Raw genomic sequence first — 22,409 nt, 5'->3', positions numbered from 1 at the left:
TTTCTGTGGTGTCTTACTCGAAATTGTAAGGTGCGCCGGCCTGATTGATAACGGCGTTATACTCTTTGAAGATGTTGACGATCTTCTGATGCACTTCACCTTCTTGCGCCACTTCTTCCCAGAACGCCTTGGCTGCGTTCTCGACCTCGGCCCATTCGTTCGCCGGAACCGACCGCAGTTGCAGTTTGTCGCCATTGGCGCGCAGTGCCGCTTCACCACCCCAGTACCACTGGTTGCGATACGTGTGGCCAGCTTCAGTTGCGGCCATCACAATGGCTTTGAGATGCTCTGGCAGATCGGCCCAGCGTTCCTCGTTCACGAACCAAGATCCGATCCACGCACCCGAGATGTTGTTCGTCAGGAAGTAGTCGGTCACGTCCGCCCACCCAACAGTGTAGTCTTCGGTGATACCGGACCACGCCATGCCGTCCAGCTCGCCTGTTTGCACAGCAACTTCGGCGTCCTCGTATGGGATGTTTACCGGAACAACACCGAACTGCGTCAGGAACCGGCCTGCTGTCGGGAAGGTATAAAGCCGCAAACCATCAAGGTCCGCCACACTGGTGATCTCTTTTGTGGTGTTGAAGTTGCAGGGGTCTTGCCCTGCAGCCGACAACCATTTGACACCAACCTTGGCGTATTCTTCTTCCCAAATCTCCTTGAGGCCGTATTGGTTAAATAGCACAGGCACATCAAGGATGTGCTTGGTGGCAAATGGGAAGTAACCACCAAACTGCTGCAAGGGCGTGGGTGACGCCATTGAATCGTCGTCAGAATGCACGCCATCAATGGTGCCGCGCTGCAAGGCCTGGAACAGTTCGCCAGTGGGAACAATCTGGTCGGCATAGAACAGTTCAACCTCCAACTCACCATTGGCGGCTGTGTTGATATAGTCGATGACCGGCTTGGTCACATGTTCGCCAAGGGCCGATCCTGCATAGGTCTGAAAGCGCCATTTGATCGCTTCCTGCGCACGGGCAATCGAAGGTGCCGCTAACGTCGCGGCCCCTACAAGGCCCGCCTTCCGAATAAAATTACGTCTTGTGGTCATGATACTCTCCTTGTTTGATTGGGCTCCGTTGGCGGAGTTCTTTACTTTAATTTCCGTAAACATAATTGGGCAGCCAAAGTGCCAGCTGCGGGAACACCATCACAAGGATGAGCGCCCCAACCATCACCAGCACAAATGGCCCGATGGATCGGTAGATGTCCTGAATGCTGATCTCAGGCGGGGCCATCGCCCGCATCAGAAACAGGTTATATCCGAAGGGCGGCGTCATATAGGCGATCTGGCAGGTGATGGTATAAAGGATACCGTACCAGATCAGATCGAACCCCAACGCGCCTACCAACGGCACATAGAGCGGCGCCACGATGACGAGCATCGCCGTGTCATCCAGAAAGGTGCCCATTAGGATAAATGATAGCTGCATCAGGATCAGAATCACCCAAGGGTTCAGGCCAAGGCGTTCCGTAAACAAGCTTTCGATGGCTTTGACAGCGCCGAGCCCGTCGAAAACCGCGCCAAAAGCAAGTGCTGCAAGGATGATCCACATGAACATACATGTGATGCCCAGCGTATTGCGGACCGAATTTTCAAACACTTCGCGGGTCATGCGTCCTTTGAACACCGCCGCCATGAACGCCGTAATCGCGCCGATGGCCGAGCTTTCGACCAGCGATGTCCACCCGTTCACAAAAGGGACCATCATCACCGCAAAGATCATTAGCGGCAGCAGGCCCGCGCGCAGGAGGCGCAGCTTTTCAGCCATGGGCAGGTCACGCTCTTGCGGGTTCAGGGCAGGCCCCAATTCGGGGTTCTTCCAGCAGCGGATCGTAATGTAGAGGATAAATAGAGCTGCCATCATCAGCCCCGGGATGACACCTGCCAGCCAAAGCTGTCCCACCGGTTGCCGCGCGATCATCGCGTAAAGCACGAGCACCACAGAAGGCGGCACAAGAATACCCAGCGACGATCCGGCCTGAATAACCCCGGTGACCATGCGCTTGTCGTAACCGCGTTTCAGCAGCTCTGGCAGTGCAATGGTGGCACCAATCGCCATGCCCGCCACGCTTAGTCCGTTCATCGCGGAGATCAGCACCATCAGTCCGATGGTCCCGATGGCAAGCCCGCCGCGCAAGCCGCCCATCCAGACGTGGAACATCTTGTAAAGGTCATCGGCGATCTTGGACTCGCTTAGCACGTAACCCATGAAAATGAACATCGGCAGCGTCAGAAGCGGATACCATTTCATCAGCTTCATCGCGGCAGCAAAACCTATGTCATAGCCGCCCTTGTCGCCCCATAGCAGCAACGCCGCGACAACAGCGACAAACCCAATCGCCCCAAACACCCGCTGCCCGGTCAGCAGCATCAGCATCATGGTCGAAAACATGAGGGTCGCGATCATCTCATAAGGCATCAGATTTCAGCACCTTTGAGACGCAGGATATCCTTGAAAAGTTCCGAGATGCATTGCAGCAGCATCAAAACAAAGCCAACGATCATCACCACTTTGATAGGCCAAAGGTACGGACGCCACGATGAGGACGACCTTTCCAGCGTACCAACCTCCTCGGTGCCAGTGACAACGCCAGCAAGGAACGAAAATGGCGCGTCTTTCCAGTATCCTAGCGAATAGGCGGTCGAACTGACGGCGCCATAAATCAGCACGCAAAGATAGAAGATCAGGAACAGCACAGTGATCGCGTCAAACCACGCTTTGCGCCGGACAGACCAGCTGCCGTAGAGCAGGTCCATCCGCACATTCGATCCCAGTTGCAGGGAATATGGGCCACCCAGAATGTAGTATCCAACCATCACGAACTGCGCCATTTCCAACGTCCAGAGCGTCGGTAGAAAAAACGTCTTACTGATCGACGACCAAAGCAGGATCCCCATCAACACAAAGATCCCGTACATCATCACCCGACCCAACCGGTAGTTCACGGCGTCCACGCTGCGGATGTATCCACGCATTACGCTTTGCATGCGTCGGCCCCCAAGGTTTCCAGTGCCTGTGTGATCCAACCTGTCAGCGTTTTTGCCATCGCAGTCTGGGTTGTTTCATCTGCAATCAAATCGTTCCGCACCTCAATCATCACGTTCAGATGGCCGTGTTTGAGTGCATGTTCTTTTAAAGTGTGGGTTACGCCATCCTTGGGGCCGTATGGATCATTACGGCGCACAACATGACCGCTGGCAACCTGCATGACCGCGTCCGCCAACGCACTGTCACGATCATGCAATATCCCGATCTCGACCTCACGCGTCTCGCCGTTGTAATTCGGCGTAAAGCTGTGAACCGTTACGATGACCGGATTGGTGCGGCGAGCGATCTCTGATGCAAGTTTCTCACGAAACGGGGCGTAGTAGCGTGCAACCCGTGCGCGCTTTTCGTTATCAGTCAGGCCGACGTTGCCCGGCACATCATAGATCTCACTGCGGGTAGGTATCGCGTCAGTGGCCTCTGGCGGACGATTGCAATCATAGACAAGGCGGGAGACGGTTGAAGCGACAAGCACCGCATCAAGGTCTTTCGACATGCGCTGGGCAACCGCTATCGCACCTGGGTCCCACGCCACATGGCTGCGCTTGGCAGCAATACTGATGCCCAAGTTGTTCAAATCCTCTGGAATATGAAAACTGGCATGCTCACAAACCAAGACAATTGCGGAACGTGCCCTGCTGCGCGAAACCTCAACAACCCTTGAATCATCTTGATGTAAGTCCATAGGCACCCCTGTTGATAAAGTGCTTGCCATATGAGGGCCGTGTCAACACAATTGTGAAATATTTATCACAGATCAGTTTGTACTGTTATTTTTTTGAACAAAATGGAGGCAACGATGGCAGAGGCCGCACAAACGATATCAGATCACATCCACAAGATGCTGGATGATCTGACACGGGCAGAGCGGCAGCTGGCGCTGTCTGTACTGGAAAACTACCCGGCCTCCGGCCTTGGGCCCCTGACCGCCCTTGCAAAAGATGCGGATGTGTCGGTGCCGACCGTTGCCCGCATGGTTCAAAAACTTGGCTACAAGGGTTACCCGGAATTTCAAGCCGCCCTGCGCGAGGAACTGAAGGCAAAGGTGAAAACGCCCATTGCAAAACATGACACATGGGCAGAAGCAGCACCCTCGGGCCATATCCTCAATCGCTTTACTGAGGCCGTGATCGAAAACATCCGCCTCACGCTTGGTCAGATTGACCCCACTGCCTTTGACCAGGCTTGTGATCTGATTGCAGACGCGGATCGACATCTTTTTATCGTTGGCGGTCGGATTACACACACGCTGGCCGAATACCTGTTCCTGCACATGCAGGTCATCCGACCCCATGTGACGCACGTGCAGTCCACCTCAAATACGTGGCCGCACTACCTGCTGAACGCCAAGGAAGGAGACGTTTTCGTTATTTTTGATGTGCGCAGGTACGAGAACAACACGTTGAAACTGGCGGAACTCGCGCACGAACGCGGAGCCAAAATCGTTCTGATGACGGACCAATGGCGTTCGCCGGTACACCAAGTGGCGACTGTCTGCCTGAGCAATCGGATCGTTGTCCCATCAGCTTGGGACAGTGCGACGACGATGATGCTGCTATTGGAAACAATGATTTCATCTGTCCAAACGTTGAACTGGACACAGACGAAGGCCCGTATTGAAGGGCTGGAAGATATGTTTGATCAAACCAAGCTGTTTCGGAAGTTCACATAGCGTGGTGTCGCCTTGATGTGGATGGTGAGCCCTTGATGCGAGGGTTAGTCTACTCCGTGCCCCGCTTGTGATCGGTATGTCCGATCTTGGCTGCAATCCGGCTCTCATCGAAGAATTGGACATATCAGATGAAATCTTTGATCCGTGAGGCAGGGCACTCAACGAGTGCTGGGGGACAAAATCGGGCATACATACGACTTTGAAATGGGTAAATTATTGTTTTCAAAAGGTATATCGCCGTTTGATGGCGGAGACGAAGTCCGAAAGTTATTTTATATCAGTAACTTAAGTCTATGTTTTTGTTGGGGTCAGGATTTCCGAGGGTTGCTATTTGTGCAGCAAAGTGTGCAGCAGAATTGGGCGACTTTTTCTGCTCATAGCCTTCGACCAGGGTAACCTGATGCTGCGAACCGGTCATTTGCGAGACCGCGGAATTTCGCTCTCATGTCCGCGAACCTCCGAAGTGTCGCACCTCAGAGCAGGGCTCTGCAAAGCGACGTTCTCGTCCCAGAGCCGACCTTGGCCGCTGGTTCTGGATTCTGCAGTGCAGCCCGTCGAACCAGCCATTCGCTGCGCCTGCAAAATCTCAGCACAAGCGAACTCACGGTCTGCGGGACAAAACCGCCGTTGGTGATTCCGAATCGTCTGGCCGCTTACTGCAGTTCGTGCGCGCAACGAATAGTAGCAACAGCAGATTCCGGACGTTTGTTGCAGGCGCAAATGGGGGGATGCCAGCCGCCGAGAGCGGACCTCGGCTTTGGGCTTCGCAGGCGGAGCCATGGCTATCGCTCCGTCTGCCGATGTGGCACCCGTCATGCCAAATAAACCGGTCTTTAGCGCAAGGCGTAGTAACAAAGAAAAGGCTGACAGGCACATGGTTACATATGGAGAATACGGTCGGCGACAACTGCGGCTGAGGTTCGGTTGTCGACGCCCATCTTCTGGAAAATCTGTTCTAGGTGTTTGTTCACTGTCCGAGGGCTCAGGCCCAGAATGGCGCTGATGTCGCGGTTGGTTTTGCCGAGTGTTAGCCAATACAGCACTTCCGCCTCGCGGCTCGTCAGCTCAAGTAATCGGGCGAGCGTCTGTTCATTGCTTTCGCCAGTAGATTTCTTAAGTTTGACCAGAATTTCCTGTGTGCTTGATATGCCGACATAGTGAAACTCAAAGCCATCTACTCGGAGAGGAGCAATTTGCGAAACCGGCTTTTGTCCGCAACTTTTCAACCAGTTTTGCAATGCGCTGTTATCACTCGGCGCAATATCAAATGCCACCATGGCCATTTGCGACCCCCAGAGCAATGCGCCGCTGGTATCAAATGCAAGCAGATAACGTCCTGCCAGATCGTGCGCATCCCGGGCGGTCTGGATCAGTTTGGAATTGACGATATGAATGCCGATGCGTGCAACCAATTCGTCGACCACGACGGGTTTGGTGATGTAATCGACACCGCCAGCGGACAGGCCGCGCAGGACGTCATCGGGTTCAGTCAGGCCCGTCATGAAGATGATCGGTGCGTTCGTTGCTTGCGCGCCTTGTTTAAGAATACGGCAGGTTTCGAACCCGTCCATCCGCGGCATGATCGCATCCAGCAGTATGACATCTGGGTTAATGCGCCCGACCAATTCAATGGCGGTTTGGCCGTCTCGGGCGACAATGGCTGACATACCACTTTCCTCAAGCGCAGTTGAGATCATGCTGAGCGAATTTGGGTCATCATCGACGACCAATGCGATATTTTGTTCGGTGATATGATGTTTACCCATCGGCTTCAGCCTCGAGTTTCTGTGCCATTCCCTTCAGATCGAATGAGGCAAGTTGCCCTTTGAGCGTGACCAGCAGCGGCTTTGGGCAGGCTTGCGTATCCTCTAATTCTTGCAGGTGCTTGCGGATGGCACTTGCCTGACCGGACAGGGCGAGCTTGATCAATTCAGAGATATCGCGCGGCGACAATGCCGCAGCATGTTCATGTACCTTGGTGATATCGTCCTTGAATTTGAACTCTAGCTTCAACAATTCCGCTGCGCGCATCACCAGATCATCCAGATTGTATGGCTTGGCGATAAAGGCGTCGTAAAGTGCCAGTTGCGCAATTGGTGTTTCGGCGTCCTTCGCGTGCCCCGAGATCATGATAATTGGCACCCCAACAAGGGTTCCGTTTCGCAGATGCTGTGCAAGTGACCAACCATTTTGGCCGGGCATATCGATGTCGAGGATGAAAAGGTGAGGTCTGAAGTCGCTGAGCATGTCCAATGCGACCTCCGCGCTTGCGGCGGTGATGACGACAAATCCAAGCGGTTCGAAGATGTGACTGACCAGTTCCAGATGGTGTAAATCATCATCCACCACCATGATTGAGCGTCGTGGACCATGATACCCGACGACCGATAGCGGGCGGGCCTCTTTTGCAATACCGCTTTCGCTTGCCCCTTCATGAGCGATGGATGGCAACATCAGTTTGACGCGGAAGGTGCTGCCCTTACCGGGTTGGCTTTCAACATCGATATTGCCGCCCAGTATTTCGACCAGTAATTTTGTGATTGTCAGGCCAAGCCCAGAGCCGCGCGTGCCGTTATGATTGGCCCGCTCAAACGGGCGCCAGATGCGCAACAAGAACTGCGGATCAATGCCTATTCCGGTGTCGCACACCTCGATCACCGCGATTTCGTTGCGGTATGTCACCTTTAATTGCACCGTTCCCTGATCTGTATAACGCAAGGCATTCGACAAGAGATTGATAAGGATCTGCCGCAATCGTTTTTCGTCAAACCCGACCCAGGTCGGGAAATTGCCGCGTGTTTCGACAGTGAAGGTGACGCCCTTTTCACGCGCCTCTTCTTCAAAAATCGAGGTCACCTGTTTAAGGAACATCCGCAGATTGATGCGGTCGCGCATGATTTCCAGCCGCCCGGCTTCGATGCGCGAGATATCAAGCAATCCTTCGATCAGACCGGCCAAATGTTCGCTACTGCGCCGGATCGTTGTCACAGAGTCTCTGCGGTGCTTGGGCATCGTTGGGTCTTTTTCCAGAATTTGGGCAAAGCCGTAGATCGCGTTGAGCGGCGTGCGTAATTCATGGCTAAGCCCGGTCATATAGCGTGTCTTGGCCAGATTAGCGGCCTCGGCCTTTTCTTTGGCTGCTTGCAGGGCGACATCAGTGCGCTCATGCGCCCTGACTTCGCGCAACAGGCGGTCGGTTTGGCGGTTCGTTTCGGCCCGTGCCTTGCGGTGGCTTTCATTGACCAGAAGGAACATCCACACCGATATCCCGATAATGATAAGAAAGATCCCAAAGATAACGGTGAGAACGGCAGCAAAGTTTGGGCTGCCTTCCATGGACCTAATCAACAACAATACTCCGGCAAAGCAGCCACCGATCAGGGTGGTGAACACCAGAAACCGTGATAGGCGTGACACCAGCAACGTCACAATGTCCGGTGGAAAGACGTAATCCAGCATGTCTCGAAAGGTCGTTTCCAACCGCGCATGCGGCTTGCAGGCGTCCTGACAATTGCTGTCCAGTGTACAGCAGAGTGAACAGATCGCACCCGCATGAAACGGGCAATGTGTCATGTCTTCGGCGTCAAACCGATAGTCGCAGACCGAACAGCTTTGTAACCCTTCTGGCGCCTCTCCATCGTCAGAGCGCGCTAGGTAGTATTTGCCCTTTGTTGCATAGGCGATCAGCGGTGCAAAAATAAAGGCCGAACCCAAAGCGATGATCGTGGAAAAAGCCTGCGCAAGGGGGCCTACCGCACCCGTCACTGCCACCAGAGATAAGATACAGGCCAGTCCCATCGCCCCGATCCCGACGGGATTGATATCGTAGAGGTGGGCACGGCGGAATTCGATCCCCTTGGGGCTCAGGCCCAGCGGCTTATTAATCACCAGATCCGCCACAAGTGCACCAATCCATGCGACCGCGACGTGGGAATAAAGCCTCAGCACCTGTTCGAGGCCTTCGAAAACGCCCAGTTCCATCAACATCACCGCAATGGCCACATTGAAGACGAGCCAAACAACTCGCCCGGGGTGACTGTGTGTCAAACGAGAGAAGAAATTCGACCACGCGATGGACCCTGCATAGGCGTTGGTCACGTTGATCTTCAATTGCGACAGAACCACAAACAATCCGGTCAAGACCAAGACAAGCGCCGGGGATCCGAATACCTGATCAAAGGCGGTGAAGTACATATGCGTGGGGTCAGCCGCATCCTCCAACGGAACCGCTTCGCGTATCGCCAGGGTGACCAGGTAGGATCCTGCGATCATCTTGAGAACACCAATGACCGACCAGCCGGGGCCCGCCACAATAAGGGCTGTCCACCAATGTTGCTTGTCTTTGCTTGTCTTGGGTTCTGGCAGGAAACGTAGGAAATCGACTTGTTCGCCGATCTGTGCCACCAACGAAAAGATCACCCCAGAAGCCGCACCAAACATCAGCAGCGTGGACATCCCCTTGCCCGCTTCGGTACCTTCGAACCCGATCCAGGTGTCGATGTCATATCCCACAAACGCCAGAAGCAGGAACGGCATGATGTGAAGCACCACCCAAAAGGGCTGTGTCCACGTCTGGAAGGTTGATATCTTGGAAAACCCGTTCACCACCAGCGGGATTACAATCAGGGCGCTAACAATATAGCCAAGAAAAATCGGTAGTCCGAACAGAAAGTCCAGTGCCAGTGCAAGGATCGCCGCCTCCAAAGCGAAGAAGATGAATGTGAAGGATGCGTAGATCAGCGATGTGATGGTGGAGCCGATATAGCCAAAGCCCGCGCCGCGTGTCAGCAGGTCGATGTCCACCCCATATCGGGCGGCATAGTAACAAATTGGCAGGCCGGTCAGAAACAGCAGCGCGCCGACAAACATGATGGCGGCGATGGCGATATCGAAGCCATAGGTGATCGTGATCGCAGCCCCGATCGCCTCTAGTGCCAGAAACGAGATCGACCCGATGGCCGTGTTTGCAACCCGTGCATAGCTCCACTTGCGCGCCCGGCGGGCGGTGAAACGCAGCGCAAAGTCTTCCATCGTTTCGTTGGCGACCCACCGGTTGTAGGTCCGTTTCTCACTGGTCGCCTTAAGTGCCGTCACCATCACCACATGTCCAATCAAAAACCAAACGGACAGGCACAAGCCACAGCACTTGCCGTAGAATTATTGCGCCTCCCGTTGTCGGATTCCCCTTGTGACAGGAGCATAAGGGACAAAACGCGCAGGCCTATACGTCATTCGACGTATATCGGCCCACAGCCTTTCTGCTGATCCTGAAACAGCGGGCGCACCCTGTTTTCGCCCAATGTTTTAGCATCCGAAAAGGAATGGATATGTCCGACACACCCAAGTCGAAAGACCCGATGGCCGTCAGCCGCCGCGCCATGATGGCAGGAAGCGCTGCATTTGGTGCCGCCCTGTTCGCACCATCAACTCTTCTTGCACAAGATTACCCCACAGCGGAAGTGAACGTGACGGGCCTTGCCGTCACGGATACGACTGTCACCGTAGGTATCCTGCATTCCGTTACCGGTACCATGGCGATCTCGGAAACCGGGTCGGTCCAAGCTGAAAAACTGGCCATCGCACAGATCAACGAAATGGGCGGGGTTCTGGGTCGTCAGATCGAGGTCATTCAGGAGGATGGTGCCTCTGATTGGCCAACCTTCGCAGAAAAAGCGCGCAAACTGCTGGTCAGCGATAAGGTCCCGGCGGTCATGGGGTGCTGGACCTCAGCCAGCCGCAAGGCTGTATTGCCCGTTTTTGAGCAGAACAACGGCTTCCTGTACTATCCCACATTCTACGAAGGCCTCGAGCAGAGCCCGAACGTGATCTACACTGGCCAAGAGGCGACACAACAGATCATTGCGGGCCTTGATTGGGTCAAAGAAACGAAGGGGGCAAATTCCTTCTATCTGCTAGGGTCCGACTATATCTGGCCGCGCACATCCAACAAGATTGCCCGCACGCACATCGAGCAGTTCCTTGGTGGCGAAGTGGTTGGCGAGGATTATTACCCGCTGGGCCATACTCAATTCAACTCAGTCATCAACAAGATCCGTTTGCGCAGACCTGACGTCATCTATGCCATCGTTGTTGGTGGCTCGAACGTTGCATTCTACAAGCAGCTGAAGGCCGCTGGCATCAATATGACCGAGGAAGATCCGATCTTGCTGACTATTTCGGTGACAGAGGATGAAATCCTTGGGATCGGCGGCGAAAACATGGAAGGCGCTTATGCCTGCATGAAATACTTCCAATCGCTGGATAACCCGAACAACATCGCCTTTGTTGAAGCATTCAAAGAAATGTGGGGCGAGGACATCGTGATCGGCGATGTGACCCAAGCCGCCTATCTGGGCCCTTGGTTGTGGAAAGCGGCCGTGGAAAAAGCCGGGTCGTTTGACGTCGACAAGGTGCGCGAAGCGCAGGTCGGGATCGAATTGGATACCGCGCCCGAGGGCTACGTCAAAGTCCATGAAAACCACCACCTCTGGTCCAAAACACGCGTTGGTTTGGCCAAGGCCGATGGCCAATATGAGGTCGTGTTTGAGACCGCCGAACTGGTTGAGCCGAACCCCTTCCCCGAAGGCTACCAGTAGGCGTTCGTCCGTTGGGGTGACCCATTCTGCAAGGGTGGGCCGCCCCTTCCTAATTCCAACCATCTGTCAAAGGGAAAGCCATGTTTTCCGACTATTCCATGTCCGAGTTGGGCGCGATCTTTGCGATGCAAGGGTTCGCCGGTCTTATCCTGTTTTCCGTCTTCGTGCTGATGGCCCTCGGGCTCGCAATCATTTTCGGACAGATGGGCGTGATCAACATGGCCCATGGCGAATTCATGATCCTTGGCGCCTACGTCACTTATTTCACATCGATTTTCTTTGCCGATTACATGCCAGCACTGTTTGGCACCTACTTTTTTGTGGCCATGATCCTTGCGTTCATCGCTTCAGGGACGCTGGGGCTTTTGGTCGAATGGTCGATCATCAGGCATCTCTATAAGCGTCCACTTGATACGCTTCTGGCGACTTGGGGTCTTAGCCTGATATTGCAGCAGCTTTACCGCACCGCCTTTGGCGCGCGCGAGGTCGGCGTGACTATTCCCAGTTGGATGATGGGATCCATGCCCGTCACTGACATGATCGAAGTACCGATCAACGGCATTTTCGTCATGGTGTTGGCTGTGGGCATTTCCATGGCCGTCTACATCATGATGTTCCGGTCGAACTGGGGCAAGCAGGTGCGTGCAATTAACCAGAACCGGGTGATGGCAGGCGCTGTTGGCATCAATACCGAATGGACCGACCGGCTGACATTTGGCATCGGTTGCGGCGTCGCTGGCGTCGCGGGATCGGCGTTTACGATGATCGGCTCCACCGGACCGACCGCAGGCCAGCTTTATATCGTGGACACCTTCCTAGTGGTCGTCTTTGGCGGCGCGGGCAGCATTCTGGGCACCATCGCCTCTGCATTCTCGATCAGCCAGGCGCAATCGATCATGGAGTTCTTCTTGTCCGGTTCCATGGCCAAGGTCCTGACCCTGCTGGTAGTCGTGGGCATCCTGATGGTGCGTCCGCAAGGGCTCTTTTCTCTCAAGCTGCGCAAGTAAGGACACCGGATATGACGCTTTCGAAAAACCCATTGTTCACGCGCCACGAAGCGGCTGCCTTTGCTGTGCTGGCCTTTGTGATCTTCCTGCTGTTGCCCGCTGCGCTTGATAACTTTCGGCTAAACCTGTTCGGGAAATACCTGACCTATGCCTTTGTCGCTGTCGGTCTCGCACTGTGCTGGGGAGCGGGCGGCATCCTCAGCCTGGGCCAAGGCGTGTTCTTTGGCCTTGGCGGATACTGCATGGCGATGTTTTTGAAGCTAGAGGCATCCACACCGGAAAACACATCCATCCAGTCCACACCGGGTATTCCCGATTTCATGGACTGGAACCAGCTGACGGAGTTGCCCCTGTGGTGGACCCCATTCTACAGCCTGACCTTTGCCTTGATCGCCGTTGTCATTGTGCCTGTGATCTTTGCGTTCATCATCGGGGTCGCCATGTTTCGTCGACGCGTTGGCGGGGTGTATTTTGCGATCATTACCCAAGCGTTCGCCGCAATCCTGACGATCCTGATTATCGGGCAACAAGGGTTCACGGGTGGCGTCAATGGGATCACCGACCTACGCACGCTAAAAGGCTGGGACATTCGCACAGATGAAGCGAAAGAGGTGCTGTATTACGTCAATGGTGCACTGTTGTTCGTGGTGCTGTTCATCGCCCACTTCGTGCGCAAATCAAAATTGGGGCGCATCCTGATTGCAATGCGCGACCAGGAAGATAGGGTGCGCTTTTCCGGCTATGACGTGGCCAGCTTCAAGATCTTCATCTTCTGCCTTGGTGCGGCCTTTGCCGGGATCGGCGGGGCGATGTTCACCCTGCAGGTTGGGTTCATGTCACCCACGCTGGTCGGTATCGTGCCATCCATCGAAATGGTCATTTTCTGCGCGGTCGGGGGACGGCTGTCGATCATCGGGGCTGTTTATGGCGCATTGTTGGTCAATTGGGCCAAGACCAGCTTCTCCGAAAGCTTTCCGGAACTGTGGTTGTTCGGGCTGGGGGGACTGTTCATCGCCGTCGTGATGCTGTTCCCCAACGGGTTGGCAGGTGTCTGGACCGAAAAAGTCCTTCCACAACTCACGGGCCTTTGGAAAAGCCGCAAATCTCAACCCCAAAAAGAAGAGGCACTTCAATGAGCTTGCAAGAACGCTATATGCTCAAGGTCGAAGGGCTGACCGTATCATTTGACGGGTTCAAAGCGGTTGACGACCTCAGCTTTTATGTGGAACCTAACGAATGCCGGGTGATCATCGGGCCGAATGGGGCCGGTAAGACCACTGTGCTGGATCTGATCTGCGGGCGGACCCGTGCCACAGATGGATCGGTCAAATTCAAGGACCACGAACTGCTAAAAATGCGCGAAGACCAGATCGTGCACGCCGGTGTCGGGCGCAAATTTCAGACGCCGTCCGTTTACGAAGACCTGACCGTCTTTGAAAATCTCGAGATCAGCTATCCGTCGGGCTACAGCGTCTTCGGTGCCTTGGCTTTCGTGCGCAGTCCCAACGTCCAGCACCGGATCGCAGAAATCGCCGAGACCATCTTTCTTGAAGACCTCCTGGACGAAAAAGCAGCTTTTCTCAGCCACGGCCAGAAGCAATGGTTGGAGATTGGGATGCTGCTGATCCAGGACCCAGAGCTGTTGATGCTGGACGAACCCGTCGCGGGCATGTCCGTCGCCGAACGCAAGAAAACCGCCGAACTGCTGAACCGCATCATTCAGGACCGCTCCGTCATCGTGATAGAACACGACATGGGCTTCGTCGCCGACATCGCCACCCGCGTAAACGTGCTGCACCAAGGCAAAATGCTGTCCGAGGGGTCCATGGCGCATGTCCAGGCCGATCCCAAAGTCATTGAAGTCTATCTGGGTCACTGAGGGAGCCACGTCATGCTGAACGTTCAAAGTCTAAGCGCTGCATACGGGGCCTCTGAAGTTCTTCATGGTGTGGATATCAACGTGCCCGCTGGCGAAATCGTGGCCATCATGGGCCGCAACGGGATGGGTAAAACCACCCTGATGAAAACTCTGATGGGTATTATTCCTGAAAAATCTGGGGCGGTTGACGTGGATGGGACCCCCATAACCGGCCTGAAGTCGCATCAACGTGTGGCCAAGGGCGTGGCCTATGTCCCGCAAGGGCGGATGATCTTTTCCGCCATGACCGTGCAGGAAAACGTGGAAACCGGGCTGACCGTCACGGGACAAAGCAAAGTCCCCGATGACATCTATGAACTGTTCCCTGTCCTGCTCGACATGAAGGGACGCCGGGGCGGAAACCTGTCTGGCGGACAACAACAGCAATTGGCCATCGCGCGCGCGCTTGCGTCCAATCCCAAGGTGCTGTTGCTGGATGAACCGACGGAGGGGATCCAGCCCTCAATCATCCGCGAAATGGCCCGAACCTTGCGCAAAATCCGCGACCAGAAGGGATTGACCATCGTCGTGTCCGAACAGGTGCTTAGCTTCGCGCTGGACGTGGCCGACCGTGTGATGGTCATCGAAAACGGCAGCTTTGTGCATGACAGCCCACGCGACGGCATCGACGAGGCGAAAGTCTCAAAATTCCTATCCGTATAACTCAAGGAGGATACACCCATGGCGGACACATTGATCTCGGTCGATCTGAGCGAAAGCCCCCATACCAACGAAAACATCCATAACCGTTGGCACCCAGACATCCCAATCAACGTATGGGTCGAGCCCGGAGACGACTTCAAAATCGAAACCTATGACTGGACCGGTGGGCAGATCAAAAACGACGATGATGCCTCGGACGTACGCGATGTTGAGCTTGAACAGGTGCACTATCTGTCGGGGCCCATCGGTGTCAAAGGGGCCGAGCCCGGCGATCTTCTGGTTGTCGAAATCCTTGATATCGACGCCAAGGAAGACATGCTTTGGGGCTTTAATGGCTTCTTTTCCAAACAGAACGGCGGTGGCTTCCTGACGGAGCATTTCCCGGAAGCACAAAAGTCGATCTGGGACATCGACGGCATGTTCACCAAATCGCGCCACGTGCCCGGCGTGAAATACGCGGGGCTGATCCACCCCGGGCTGATCGGCTGTTTGCCGGACCGCAAGATGCTCGATATGTGGAACACGCGCGAGACAGCGCTTTTCAATACCGAACCTGATCGGACGCCGCCACTGGCCGCACTGCCGAATACGCAAAGCGCGCATATGGGCGCGATGAAAGGCGAGGCGCGCGATGCTGCCGCGGCCGAGGCCGCACGCACTGTGCCGCCGCGTGAACATGGGGGCAATTGCGATATCAAGGACTTGAGTCGTGGATCGCAGATTTACTTCCCCGTTTACGTGGATGGCGCGGGTCTTTCGATGGGCGATCTGCACTTCAGCCAGGGTGATGGCGAAATCACCTTTTGCGGCGCGATTGAGATGGCCGGCTGGTTGCATCTGAAAGTGTCGCTGATCAAGGATGGGATGGCGAAATACGGGGTCAAAAACCCGATCTTCAAGCCGTCACCCATCACGCCGCACTATAATGACTACCTGATTTTCGAAGGGATCAGCGTCGATGAACAGGGTGAGCAGCATTATCTGGACGTGCATATCGCCTATCGCCAGGCCTGTTTGAACGCGATCGAATACCTCAAGAAGTTTGGATATTCCGGCGCACAGGCCTATGCCATCCTGGGAACGGCCCCGGTTCAGGGGCACATATCGGGCGTGGTCGATATTCCAAATGCATGTGCAACCCTGTGGCTGCCCAATGACATCTTTGAATGGGATATGATGCCCAATGCCGACGGGCCAACGAAATGGCTGGACGGCAGTGTTGACGTGCCTTTGGCACCTGACCTTTAGGTGCCAACCGGCCTCAAAAATGGGGCCGGTTTTGCAAATTTTCTAAGGAATATCGTATGCCCGTTTATGAATACTGCTGCATTGAATGCGGCCCCTTTGAAGCGATTAAGAGCATGAGCCTTTGCAATGATCCCTGCAACTGCCCACATTGCGGCGCATCGGCGCCAAGGGTGATGCTGACAGCACCAAACGTGTCCTTCGTCAGCTCCAGCCTGCGGAAGGGGCACACAATCAACGAGCGCAGCGCTGACAGTCCCAAGAAGACCAGCACCCATGGCCCCGGCTGCGGTTGCTGCAGCGGTGGCAACAGGCGGAACAGCAAGACATTGCACCGTCCCGACGGATCAAAAAGCTTTCCATCAAAACGACCATGGATGATTTCGCACTGAAGGACGCGGCAAAAGCAGCCATCGGGACCGCAACTAACGGTCGAAGCTCCCACAAAACAATGGTCTATCTGACTCCTGATTTTGACGGTGCAGCGAATGTCGTCGTCGAGGGGTTACGCCGCGAGAAAAACAGAGGGTCGTGCTACAGCAGTTTTGGGCCGCTACTGACAAGCCCAAAGTCAGCTTTATGCGGATCGCGGATACTTGTGCAAGCTGCAGCATCGGTCGGTTTGGGCTCAAAGCGGTCACCGGGTGCGGCGCAGCATCCGCTCAATTTTGACCTTGGCTGGCGACACGAGCGGCCCATACCGGTCACTCAACCATCGACTGGGATGCTGCGTTTGCAGCCCGTATAGCAGACCTTCAACGGCTGACTTCGTAGCCCACTTACTGGAGAAGAGGGCCATCGATCAAAGTCGAATTCCTCAGATGTATGCGAAACTTCTTCGAGCTCCTGAAAACATCCAACTCACCAGGCGTGTTCGGACCCGTCAGCATTGATAAAACGCCCGTTCGCGCGGCCAAGATCCCCGGATTGGTACAGAGCCAGAATATCTCTCGCCGTGTCTTCGGGCGTGCGTTTCGCATTGTCGCCGCCCATATCGGTCCGCATCCAACCCGGGTTCAAGGCAACGGCAGCGCGCGGTGACCCCTGCCATTCCAACGCAAGGGCACGCGTCATCATGTTCAGCAGTGCCTTTGACCCGGCGTATCCGTAGTGGCCGCCCATGTCCTTCTCACCAATCGAGCCTAGCCAGGATGATACATTTAGGACCACCGCATCATCTGTCAGGTTGGGCAGCAGTTTTGACACGAGCTCGGTGGGCATAAGCGCATTGATTAACATACTCTCTGACACATTGGTGGCCGAAAAGTGCTCGATCGCAAACGTGGACTGAAAGTAGTCCGGGTCGCCCTTTTTGTCCTTGGGATTAAAGCCGGCATTATTGATAAAGAGGCCAATACTTATCCCGCTTTTGTTGATCACTGTTGTCAGTGCGCCAAGGCTCGCCGCTTCCGACAGATCGAGGGCGTAGGGTGTATCGATTGTGTCTCGGGATAACGTCCCGGAGTCTCGTGCAGTCCCGATCACGTGCCAGCCTGCAGCGTGGAACACCGACGCAATTGCCGCACCAAGACCCCTGTTCGCGCCGGTCACAAGGATAGTTTTTACATTCGTAGACATGCAGTTTCTCCTAATATGCCTTGATGTTCACAATACCTGCCACCATTAGGGTAAGCCCAACGGCGCGGCCGATCCCAAGGTTATGTTGCGCGTTGCCAAAGGCTCCAAAGTGATCCAGCGCCAGCGCCATGCAAAGCTGCCCGACGAGGATCAAGCTGGTCGTCAATCCGACACCAAGCTTTGGGGTGATAACGACGATGGCGATGATGTAGCCTGTAGCGATCAGTCCGCCGAGCCATACCGTAGGTGGCGCCTGAACAAGCTCTGTCACGCTTGGCAGACTTGGCCGAGTTACAGCAACCAATACCGCGAGGACGAGGGCACCTGTCAGAAACACAATCAGCGACGCCGTGAAAGCATTGCGTGTCACCCCGCCCAACTGGCCATTGAAGACCAGTTGGAGAGGTACAAACGCGCCAGTGACAAAGGCCGCCAGAACGAGATACCACTGAGTCATGACAGCGCCGCGATCACTTCACGAGCTGCTGCAGTAGCCGACACCTGTTGTTGGCCTGTGATCAGATTGCCGTCGCGAATGGCATGTTCTTCTAACGCACCGGCCACCTCGAATTGTGTGTCGGGCAATTTGCGCGCCTCAGTCTCGATCCAGAAAGGTTGGATCTTCTGGCCGATGGCTTGTTCCGCATACTCCTCTTCAGAGTTCGCGAAGCCAGTCCAGCGCTTGCCTTTGACGAGTAGGTCACCGTTGGACAGTTGTGTCTTCAGCAAAATACAGGTGCCGTGACAAACGGCGGCGGTGACCTTGCCGCTTTCATAGAAGGTCGCAACAAAGTCGTGAACACCCTTGTCATCGATCATGGTCACCATCGGCCCTTGTCCGCCAACGACAAAGAGTGCGTCGTAGTGGGATGGGTTGATGTCTGACAGCGCAGGCGTGTCTTCGATCAGCTTCATCTTCGCGGGATCATTTTTGAAGACGAGCGAGATAGTATCCTGGACCGAATAGCCACTTTCATCTTCGGGGTCCGAATACCCGTCGGCCTCCAATTTACCGCCATTAGGTGAGGCAATTTGGATATCATAACCCTCGTTAGCGAAGACCTCATAGGCATGCGAAAGCTCAGCCCACCAAAAGCCGATAGGCCAGCTGGTTACGGGAGATACAGTCGGGTTTGAGACGATCATCAGTATTTTCTTCGAAGTACTCATTTTCATTCTCCTTGAGCCGCGACTTTGAATTTGTGTCGCATCAACAGACATGGACGGCCTTCGATATGATTGCTAATGCAATCGGATCATGTCTGACTTCAATAACACTCAAGTCCGCCGGCTGGATTTTATGCTGCTCTTGGTACTGCGCGAGGGGGTGCGACAGCGCAAACTGTCTGACGTTGCCGCGACACTGGGGGTCACTCAGACTGCGATCAGCCACTCCGTCGCGCGGTTGCGTGATCTCTTTGATGATGAGTTGTTTATCCGGCGGCCCCACGGTGTTGAGCCGACGGCACGTGCCGTTGAATTGGCAAAGGTGGCCGAGGCGGTCATAGAATCTGCCGGATCTATGCTGAACGATCCGACGCCGTTTGATCCGTTCACTGAAAACCGCACCATTCGAGTGTGTGCCCTGGACTACGAGGTCACACTCATGTCGGCTGCAATTGAGACATTGCGCCGCGACGCGCCAGGCATCCGGCTCGAGTTTCGGGGTATGGGCAAAAACGCAGCCATTGAAGCGCTAGAACGCAATGACGCTGATCTGTGGCTTGGCTTTGCGCGACAACTTCCAAGGACGTTGGAGAGCTTCTTGCTGTTCGAGGAAACCTACAAGGTCATCTCACGCCGGGGCCATCCACACATTGCAGCCGATTCCGCAATTGACCTTGATTGCTATTGCTCGCAGGAGCATGTCCTAGCGGCGCCGGGTGGAACTGCGGGTGGGATCGTGGATAGAACGCTTCGCACGGCGGGCCGCTCGCGCACGGTGGCGGTCATGACCACAAGCTTTCTATCGGCCCTTGATGTCGTGTCCCGCACCGATCTGATCGCCACGGTGCCATCAAGACTGGCAAAAGCACAGGCGAATAGCTTCCAGTTGATGATCTACGACCCGCCGGTCGCGCCTCGGCCTTTTCAGGTCTCAGCTACGTGGCACAAACGCGCGGGCAGTGATGCAGCGATCAGTTGGCTGATCAAGAGGCTTGCAGACGCGTTAGGCTGATCAAGAGCCGCGTGTTGCTGTTGCGAAAACCTTATAATTGACGTTCTTCAATTCGTACCTTGGACTCTTCCCACACTTAGAATGCAGAGCGGCATCTCACCTTTGGGATTGTGCCTCCGGGCTATACGGCCCATTGCTGCTGTTGACCGTGTCATCTCGATGCTGTGGTCACAGCCCGAATAGCAGACGTTCAACGTTGTCGGAAAATCTGTTGTGGGGCAAACTCACAAAATGTGCAGACATCGCCACCGTTCAAGCACTACCAATTGCAACATGATGGCTGTTGCTCCACTGCCGTGGCGACTGTCCATACATGCGTTTAAACTCTCGGCTGAACTGCGACGGGCTGACGTACCCCACTCCGATTGCCGCCTCGTTCACGGTCATGCCTGCCGCAATCTTCATGGCAGCGTTGTTGAGGCGCATTGATTTCACGAACTGGATCGGGGCCATTGTTGTGACCTGTTTGAACCTACGATGAAAAGCGGCGCGGCTCATGCCTGCACGGGCTGCCATATCATCAATCGAGATTGGCGCATCCAAATGGGACGACACATGCGCAATGGGCCGTGCAATGGCGTTACCAGCACCAAAGGCTTGTCGTGCAAACAAGCCGGCCTCGCCTTGAAGGATCGCATAGTAGAGTTCACGCAGCCGGGCATCGCCAAGAACAGCCGCGTCGGTTGGATTTGCGCCAAGCTGCAAAAGGCGCTGCAGCGCATCGGTGAAACCTTCATCCCACTCTGCCAGTCTGATCCCATGCGCGCGCAAACCGCCCTTGATCATGGGGAGCGCGCGCCCGAAATTTTCCATTTCTAGCGCCAGTTCCGTCATGACCCTCTGGTTCAGCGAAATGAAAACACCATAGAGAGGATTATCAACGGATGCTTTGGGTGTACCGGCCTTTACTGGCATCGACATGGGGCAACATAAGTAACGGCTGTCGTCGTAGAGATATTTGTGACCATCCAAAACGGCTTCCTTGGAACCGCTGACGATGGCAACGACGCTGGGTTCATACACCGCCGGAACGCACGGGATCGCTTGTGTTGCGCGAAACAGGCGCACGCCCAGGATGCCGGTTTCGGTCAGACCGTCTTGGTCAATGCAGGCTTCGATAAGTTGTTTGATACGTTGTTTGCTCATGCAGCCAATTTAGTGTCGCAAAATTTGCGCTGGCAACCCAACTGATACAATCAGGCAAGTATTCGCGACGATCCCGCCTACCTCAAGGAACCAGCGAGAGTTATCTACACCTTCAAGACGTGAACAGGCACCGCGCGGCTGATGTGCCGACATCATAAGGAGCTACACAATGGCAGATACGACTTTCGGACCGAAAGGCTGGACTCCCGAACGCCTCGGATCACTCGCAGGCAAGACCTACGTCATCACCGGTGCCAACGCGGGTGCTGGTTTCCAAGCCTCGCGCACCTTTCTGTCAAAAGGCGCAAAGGTTGTGATGCTGAACCGCAGCGCAGAGAAATCAACCGCCGCGGTAAAGGACCTGAAAGACGAATTCGGCGTGGAGGCCGATGTCAGCTTTGTACGAATGGACCTGTCTGATTTGGCAAGTGTACGCACCGCCGCAGAAGAGGTGATGAAGACTGTTCCACAAATTGACGCGCTGATCTGCAACGCAGCTATCGCACAAGTGCCAACCCAGAAGTTCACAGTTGATGGGTTTGAAAGTCAGCTTGGCACAAATCACTACGGACATTTCGTGCTGTGCGGAATGTTGTTTGACCGGATCGAAGCCAGTAAAGGCCGTATCGTCGTTGTTGCAAGCCTTGGCTATAACTTGGGGATCAAAACCATCCAGTTCGATGATATGAATTGGGACAAGAACTACAGCGCCAATCCTGTTTACAGCCAGAGCAAGCTGGCCCAGATGATGTTTGCCTATGAGTTGCAGGATCGCCTGAAGGGAACAGGCTCGAACGTTCAGGTCTACGTCTGCCACCCCGGTGCCTCCGCGACATCACTTATCAGCACCAGTGGAGGTCTCATGACGCGGTTGACGTGGTGGCTGATGAGCAAGACGCCGATGGTCCAAACGGCCGAAAAAGGGGCTTACCCCGAGATCATGTGCGCGACCGAGGACGGGTTGGAACAGCGCGCGCTTTATGGCCCGACCGGGTTGATGCAAACGGGCGGGCCGGTTGGGAAATGTACGTTAAATCCCCACGCTTATGACAAAGCGGTCATGGAACAGCTGTGGGAAGTGTCGGAAGAGGCGACGGAATTCAGCTGGAACTTCTGACACCTTACCGATGTGTTATGCTTAACACTGCTCGTAGCAGAAGACATTTATTGATCTCGTAGCGTCCGGATCAGCCCCGAAGTACCGCCCTCCATGTACGGCCCATTACGGACCTTCACTTAACAATCGGCATGCTGCGGTGCGGCCCTTCATGCCAGCCATTCGCTGCGGTTGCAGCATCATGTGCTGTTCGAACTCATAGTCTGCGGGACAAATTTGCCTTTGACCTTCAACGATC

At 54.9% G+C, this 22,409-nt stretch carries 20 protein-coding genes; 10 read left to right on the top strand and 10 right to left on the bottom strand.

All coding sequences use genetic code 11. The features are described from left to right. Positions 1-13: 13 nt before the first annotated feature. The 4 genes from BC777_RS07395 to BC777_RS07380 are packed head-to-tail and all read right to left on the bottom strand — an operon-like array spanning position 14 to position 3,735. Complete coding sequence (locus BC777_RS07395) at positions 14-1,051, bottom strand: TRAP transporter substrate-binding protein (protein ID WP_100367447.1); 1,038 nt, start codon at positions 1,049-1,051, stop codon at positions 14-16. A 46-nt stretch (positions 1,052-1,097) separates the two neighbouring features. Then, a complete protein-coding gene (locus BC777_RS07390; protein WP_100367446.1) occupies positions 1,098-2,423 on the bottom strand; it encodes a TRAP transporter large permease in 1,326 nt (441 codons plus the stop codon). Further along, entirely contained in the window at positions 2,423-2,992 is a 570-nt protein-coding gene (locus BC777_RS07385; RefSeq protein ID WP_100367445.1) for a TRAP transporter small permease subunit, read from the bottom strand. Before BC777_RS07385 ends, BC777_RS07390 begins: the two co-directional genes overlap by 1 nt. Then, on the bottom strand, positions 2,980-3,735 hold the full coding sequence (locus tag BC777_RS07380; protein ID WP_100367444.1) for an N-formylglutamate amidohydrolase: 756 nt from the start codon (positions 3,733-3,735) through the stop codon (positions 2,980-2,982). The genes BC777_RS07385 and BC777_RS07380 overlap by 13 nt, the downstream gene beginning before the upstream one ends. Positions 3,736-3,849: 114 nt before the next feature. Between BC777_RS07380 and BC777_RS07375 the strand changes: the two genes are divergently transcribed. Then, positions 3,850-4,722, top strand: a complete 873-nt coding sequence (locus BC777_RS07375) for a MurR/RpiR family transcriptional regulator (protein WP_100367443.1) — start codon at positions 3,850-3,852, stop codon at positions 4,720-4,722. A gap of 878 nt (positions 4,723-5,600) precedes the next feature. On the opposite strand, the gene BC777_RS07370 is transcribed toward BC777_RS07375, so the two are convergent. Further along, positions 5,601-6,488 (bottom strand): response regulator transcription factor, encoded by an 888-nt coding sequence (locus BC777_RS07370; protein WP_100367442.1) that lies wholly within the window; start codon positions 6,486-6,488, stop codon positions 5,601-5,603. Continuing rightward, the gene (locus tag BC777_RS07365) at positions 6,481-9,819 is read right to left on the bottom strand and encodes an ATP-binding protein (RefSeq protein ID WP_100367441.1); all 3,339 of its coding nucleotides are present in this window, start codon (positions 9,817-9,819) and stop codon (positions 6,481-6,483) included. The genes BC777_RS07370 and BC777_RS07365 overlap by 8 nt, the downstream gene beginning before the upstream one ends. Before the next feature lie 230 nt (positions 9,820-10,049). Here BC777_RS07365 and urtA point away from each other — a divergent pair, with 230 nt between their 5' ends. The 7 genes from urtA to BC777_RS07330 all read left to right on the top strand — a co-directional run bounded on the left by urtA (position 10,050) and on the right by BC777_RS07330 (position 16,543). Continuing rightward, positions 10,050-11,318 carry an urea ABC transporter substrate-binding protein gene (gene urtA, locus BC777_RS07360; RefSeq protein ID WP_100368047.1) on the top strand — a complete coding sequence of 423 codons (1,269 nt, stop codon included), beginning with the start codon at positions 10,050-10,052 and terminating at the stop codon, positions 11,316-11,318. 80 nt (positions 11,319-11,398) lie between these two features. After that, a complete protein-coding gene (urtB, locus tag BC777_RS07355) occupies positions 11,399-12,325 on the top strand; it encodes an urea ABC transporter permease subunit UrtB (protein ID WP_100367440.1) in 927 nt (308 codons plus the stop codon). Between the two features lie 11 nt (positions 12,326-12,336). Beyond that, positions 12,337-13,461, top strand: coding sequence for an urea ABC transporter permease subunit UrtC (gene urtC / locus BC777_RS07350; RefSeq protein WP_100367439.1), 1,125 nt, complete (start codon positions 12,337-12,339; stop codon positions 13,459-13,461). Then, positions 13,458-14,204 (top strand): urea ABC transporter ATP-binding protein UrtD, encoded by a 747-nt coding sequence (gene urtD / locus BC777_RS07345; protein ID WP_100367438.1) that lies wholly within the window; start codon positions 13,458-13,460, stop codon positions 14,202-14,204. The genes urtC and urtD overlap by 4 nt, the downstream gene beginning before the upstream one ends. A 12-nt stretch (positions 14,205-14,216) precedes the next feature. Further along, positions 14,217-14,906 (top strand): urea ABC transporter ATP-binding subunit UrtE, encoded by a 690-nt coding sequence (gene urtE / locus BC777_RS07340; protein WP_100367437.1) that lies wholly within the window; start codon positions 14,217-14,219, stop codon positions 14,904-14,906. 18 nt (positions 14,907-14,924) lie between these two features. Beyond that, positions 14,925-16,154, top strand: a complete 1,230-nt coding sequence (gene fmdA / locus BC777_RS07335) for a formamidase (RefSeq protein ID WP_100367436.1) — start codon at positions 14,925-14,927, stop codon at positions 16,152-16,154. 56 nt (positions 16,155-16,210) lie between these two features. Further along, the gene (locus BC777_RS07330; RefSeq protein ID WP_100367435.1) at positions 16,211-16,543 is read left to right on the top strand and encodes an FmdB family zinc ribbon protein; all 333 of its coding nucleotides are present in this window, start codon (positions 16,211-16,213) and stop codon (positions 16,541-16,543) included. Positions 16,544-17,012: 469 nt separating this feature from the next. Here the strand turns inward: BC777_RS07330 and BC777_RS07325 are convergent, their stop codons facing one another. From BC777_RS07325 to BC777_RS07315, 3 genes are read right to left on the bottom strand one after another with little or no spacing between them, the layout of a single operon-like run. Continuing rightward, complete coding sequence (locus BC777_RS07325) at positions 17,013-17,729, bottom strand: SDR family NAD(P)-dependent oxidoreductase (RefSeq protein ID WP_100367434.1); 717 nt, start codon at positions 17,727-17,729, stop codon at positions 17,013-17,015. Between the two features lie 10 nt (positions 17,730-17,739). Beyond that, positions 17,740-18,186: a DMT family transporter gene (locus tag BC777_RS07320; RefSeq protein WP_100367433.1), complete on the bottom strand. Its 447-nt coding sequence runs from the start codon at positions 18,184-18,186 to the stop codon at positions 17,740-17,742. Continuing rightward, positions 18,183-18,899 (bottom strand): type 1 glutamine amidotransferase domain-containing protein, encoded by a 717-nt coding sequence (locus BC777_RS07315; RefSeq protein WP_245834196.1) that lies wholly within the window; start codon positions 18,897-18,899, stop codon positions 18,183-18,185. The genes BC777_RS07320 and BC777_RS07315 overlap by 4 nt, the downstream gene beginning before the upstream one ends. Positions 18,900-18,987: 88 nt before the next feature. On the opposite strand from BC777_RS07315, the gene BC777_RS07310 reads away from it, so the two are divergent. Then, positions 18,988-19,908: a LysR family transcriptional regulator gene (locus BC777_RS07310; protein WP_100367431.1), complete on the top strand. Its 921-nt coding sequence runs from the start codon at positions 18,988-18,990 to the stop codon at positions 19,906-19,908. A 252-nt stretch (positions 19,909-20,160) separates the two neighbouring features. On the opposite strand, the gene BC777_RS07305 is transcribed toward BC777_RS07310, so the two are convergent. Further along, on the bottom strand, positions 20,161-21,054 hold the full coding sequence (locus BC777_RS07305; protein WP_100367430.1) for an AraC family transcriptional regulator: 894 nt from the start codon (positions 21,052-21,054) through the stop codon (positions 20,161-20,163). Positions 21,055-21,223: 169 nt separating this feature from the next. Between BC777_RS07305 and BC777_RS07300 the strand changes: the two genes are divergently transcribed. Next, complete coding sequence (locus BC777_RS07300) at positions 21,224-22,171, top strand: SDR family oxidoreductase (RefSeq protein ID WP_100367429.1); 948 nt, start codon at positions 21,224-21,226, stop codon at positions 22,169-22,171. The last annotated feature ends 238 nt before the right edge of the window (positions 22,172-22,409 follow it).

The organism is Yoonia maricola (assembly GCF_002797915.1).
GTDB lineage: Bacteria > Pseudomonadota > Alphaproteobacteria > Rhodobacterales > Rhodobacteraceae > Yoonia > Yoonia maricola.
Note: the sequence above shows the minus strand (reverse complement) of the source record. Positions and strands in the feature narration are given on the sequence as shown.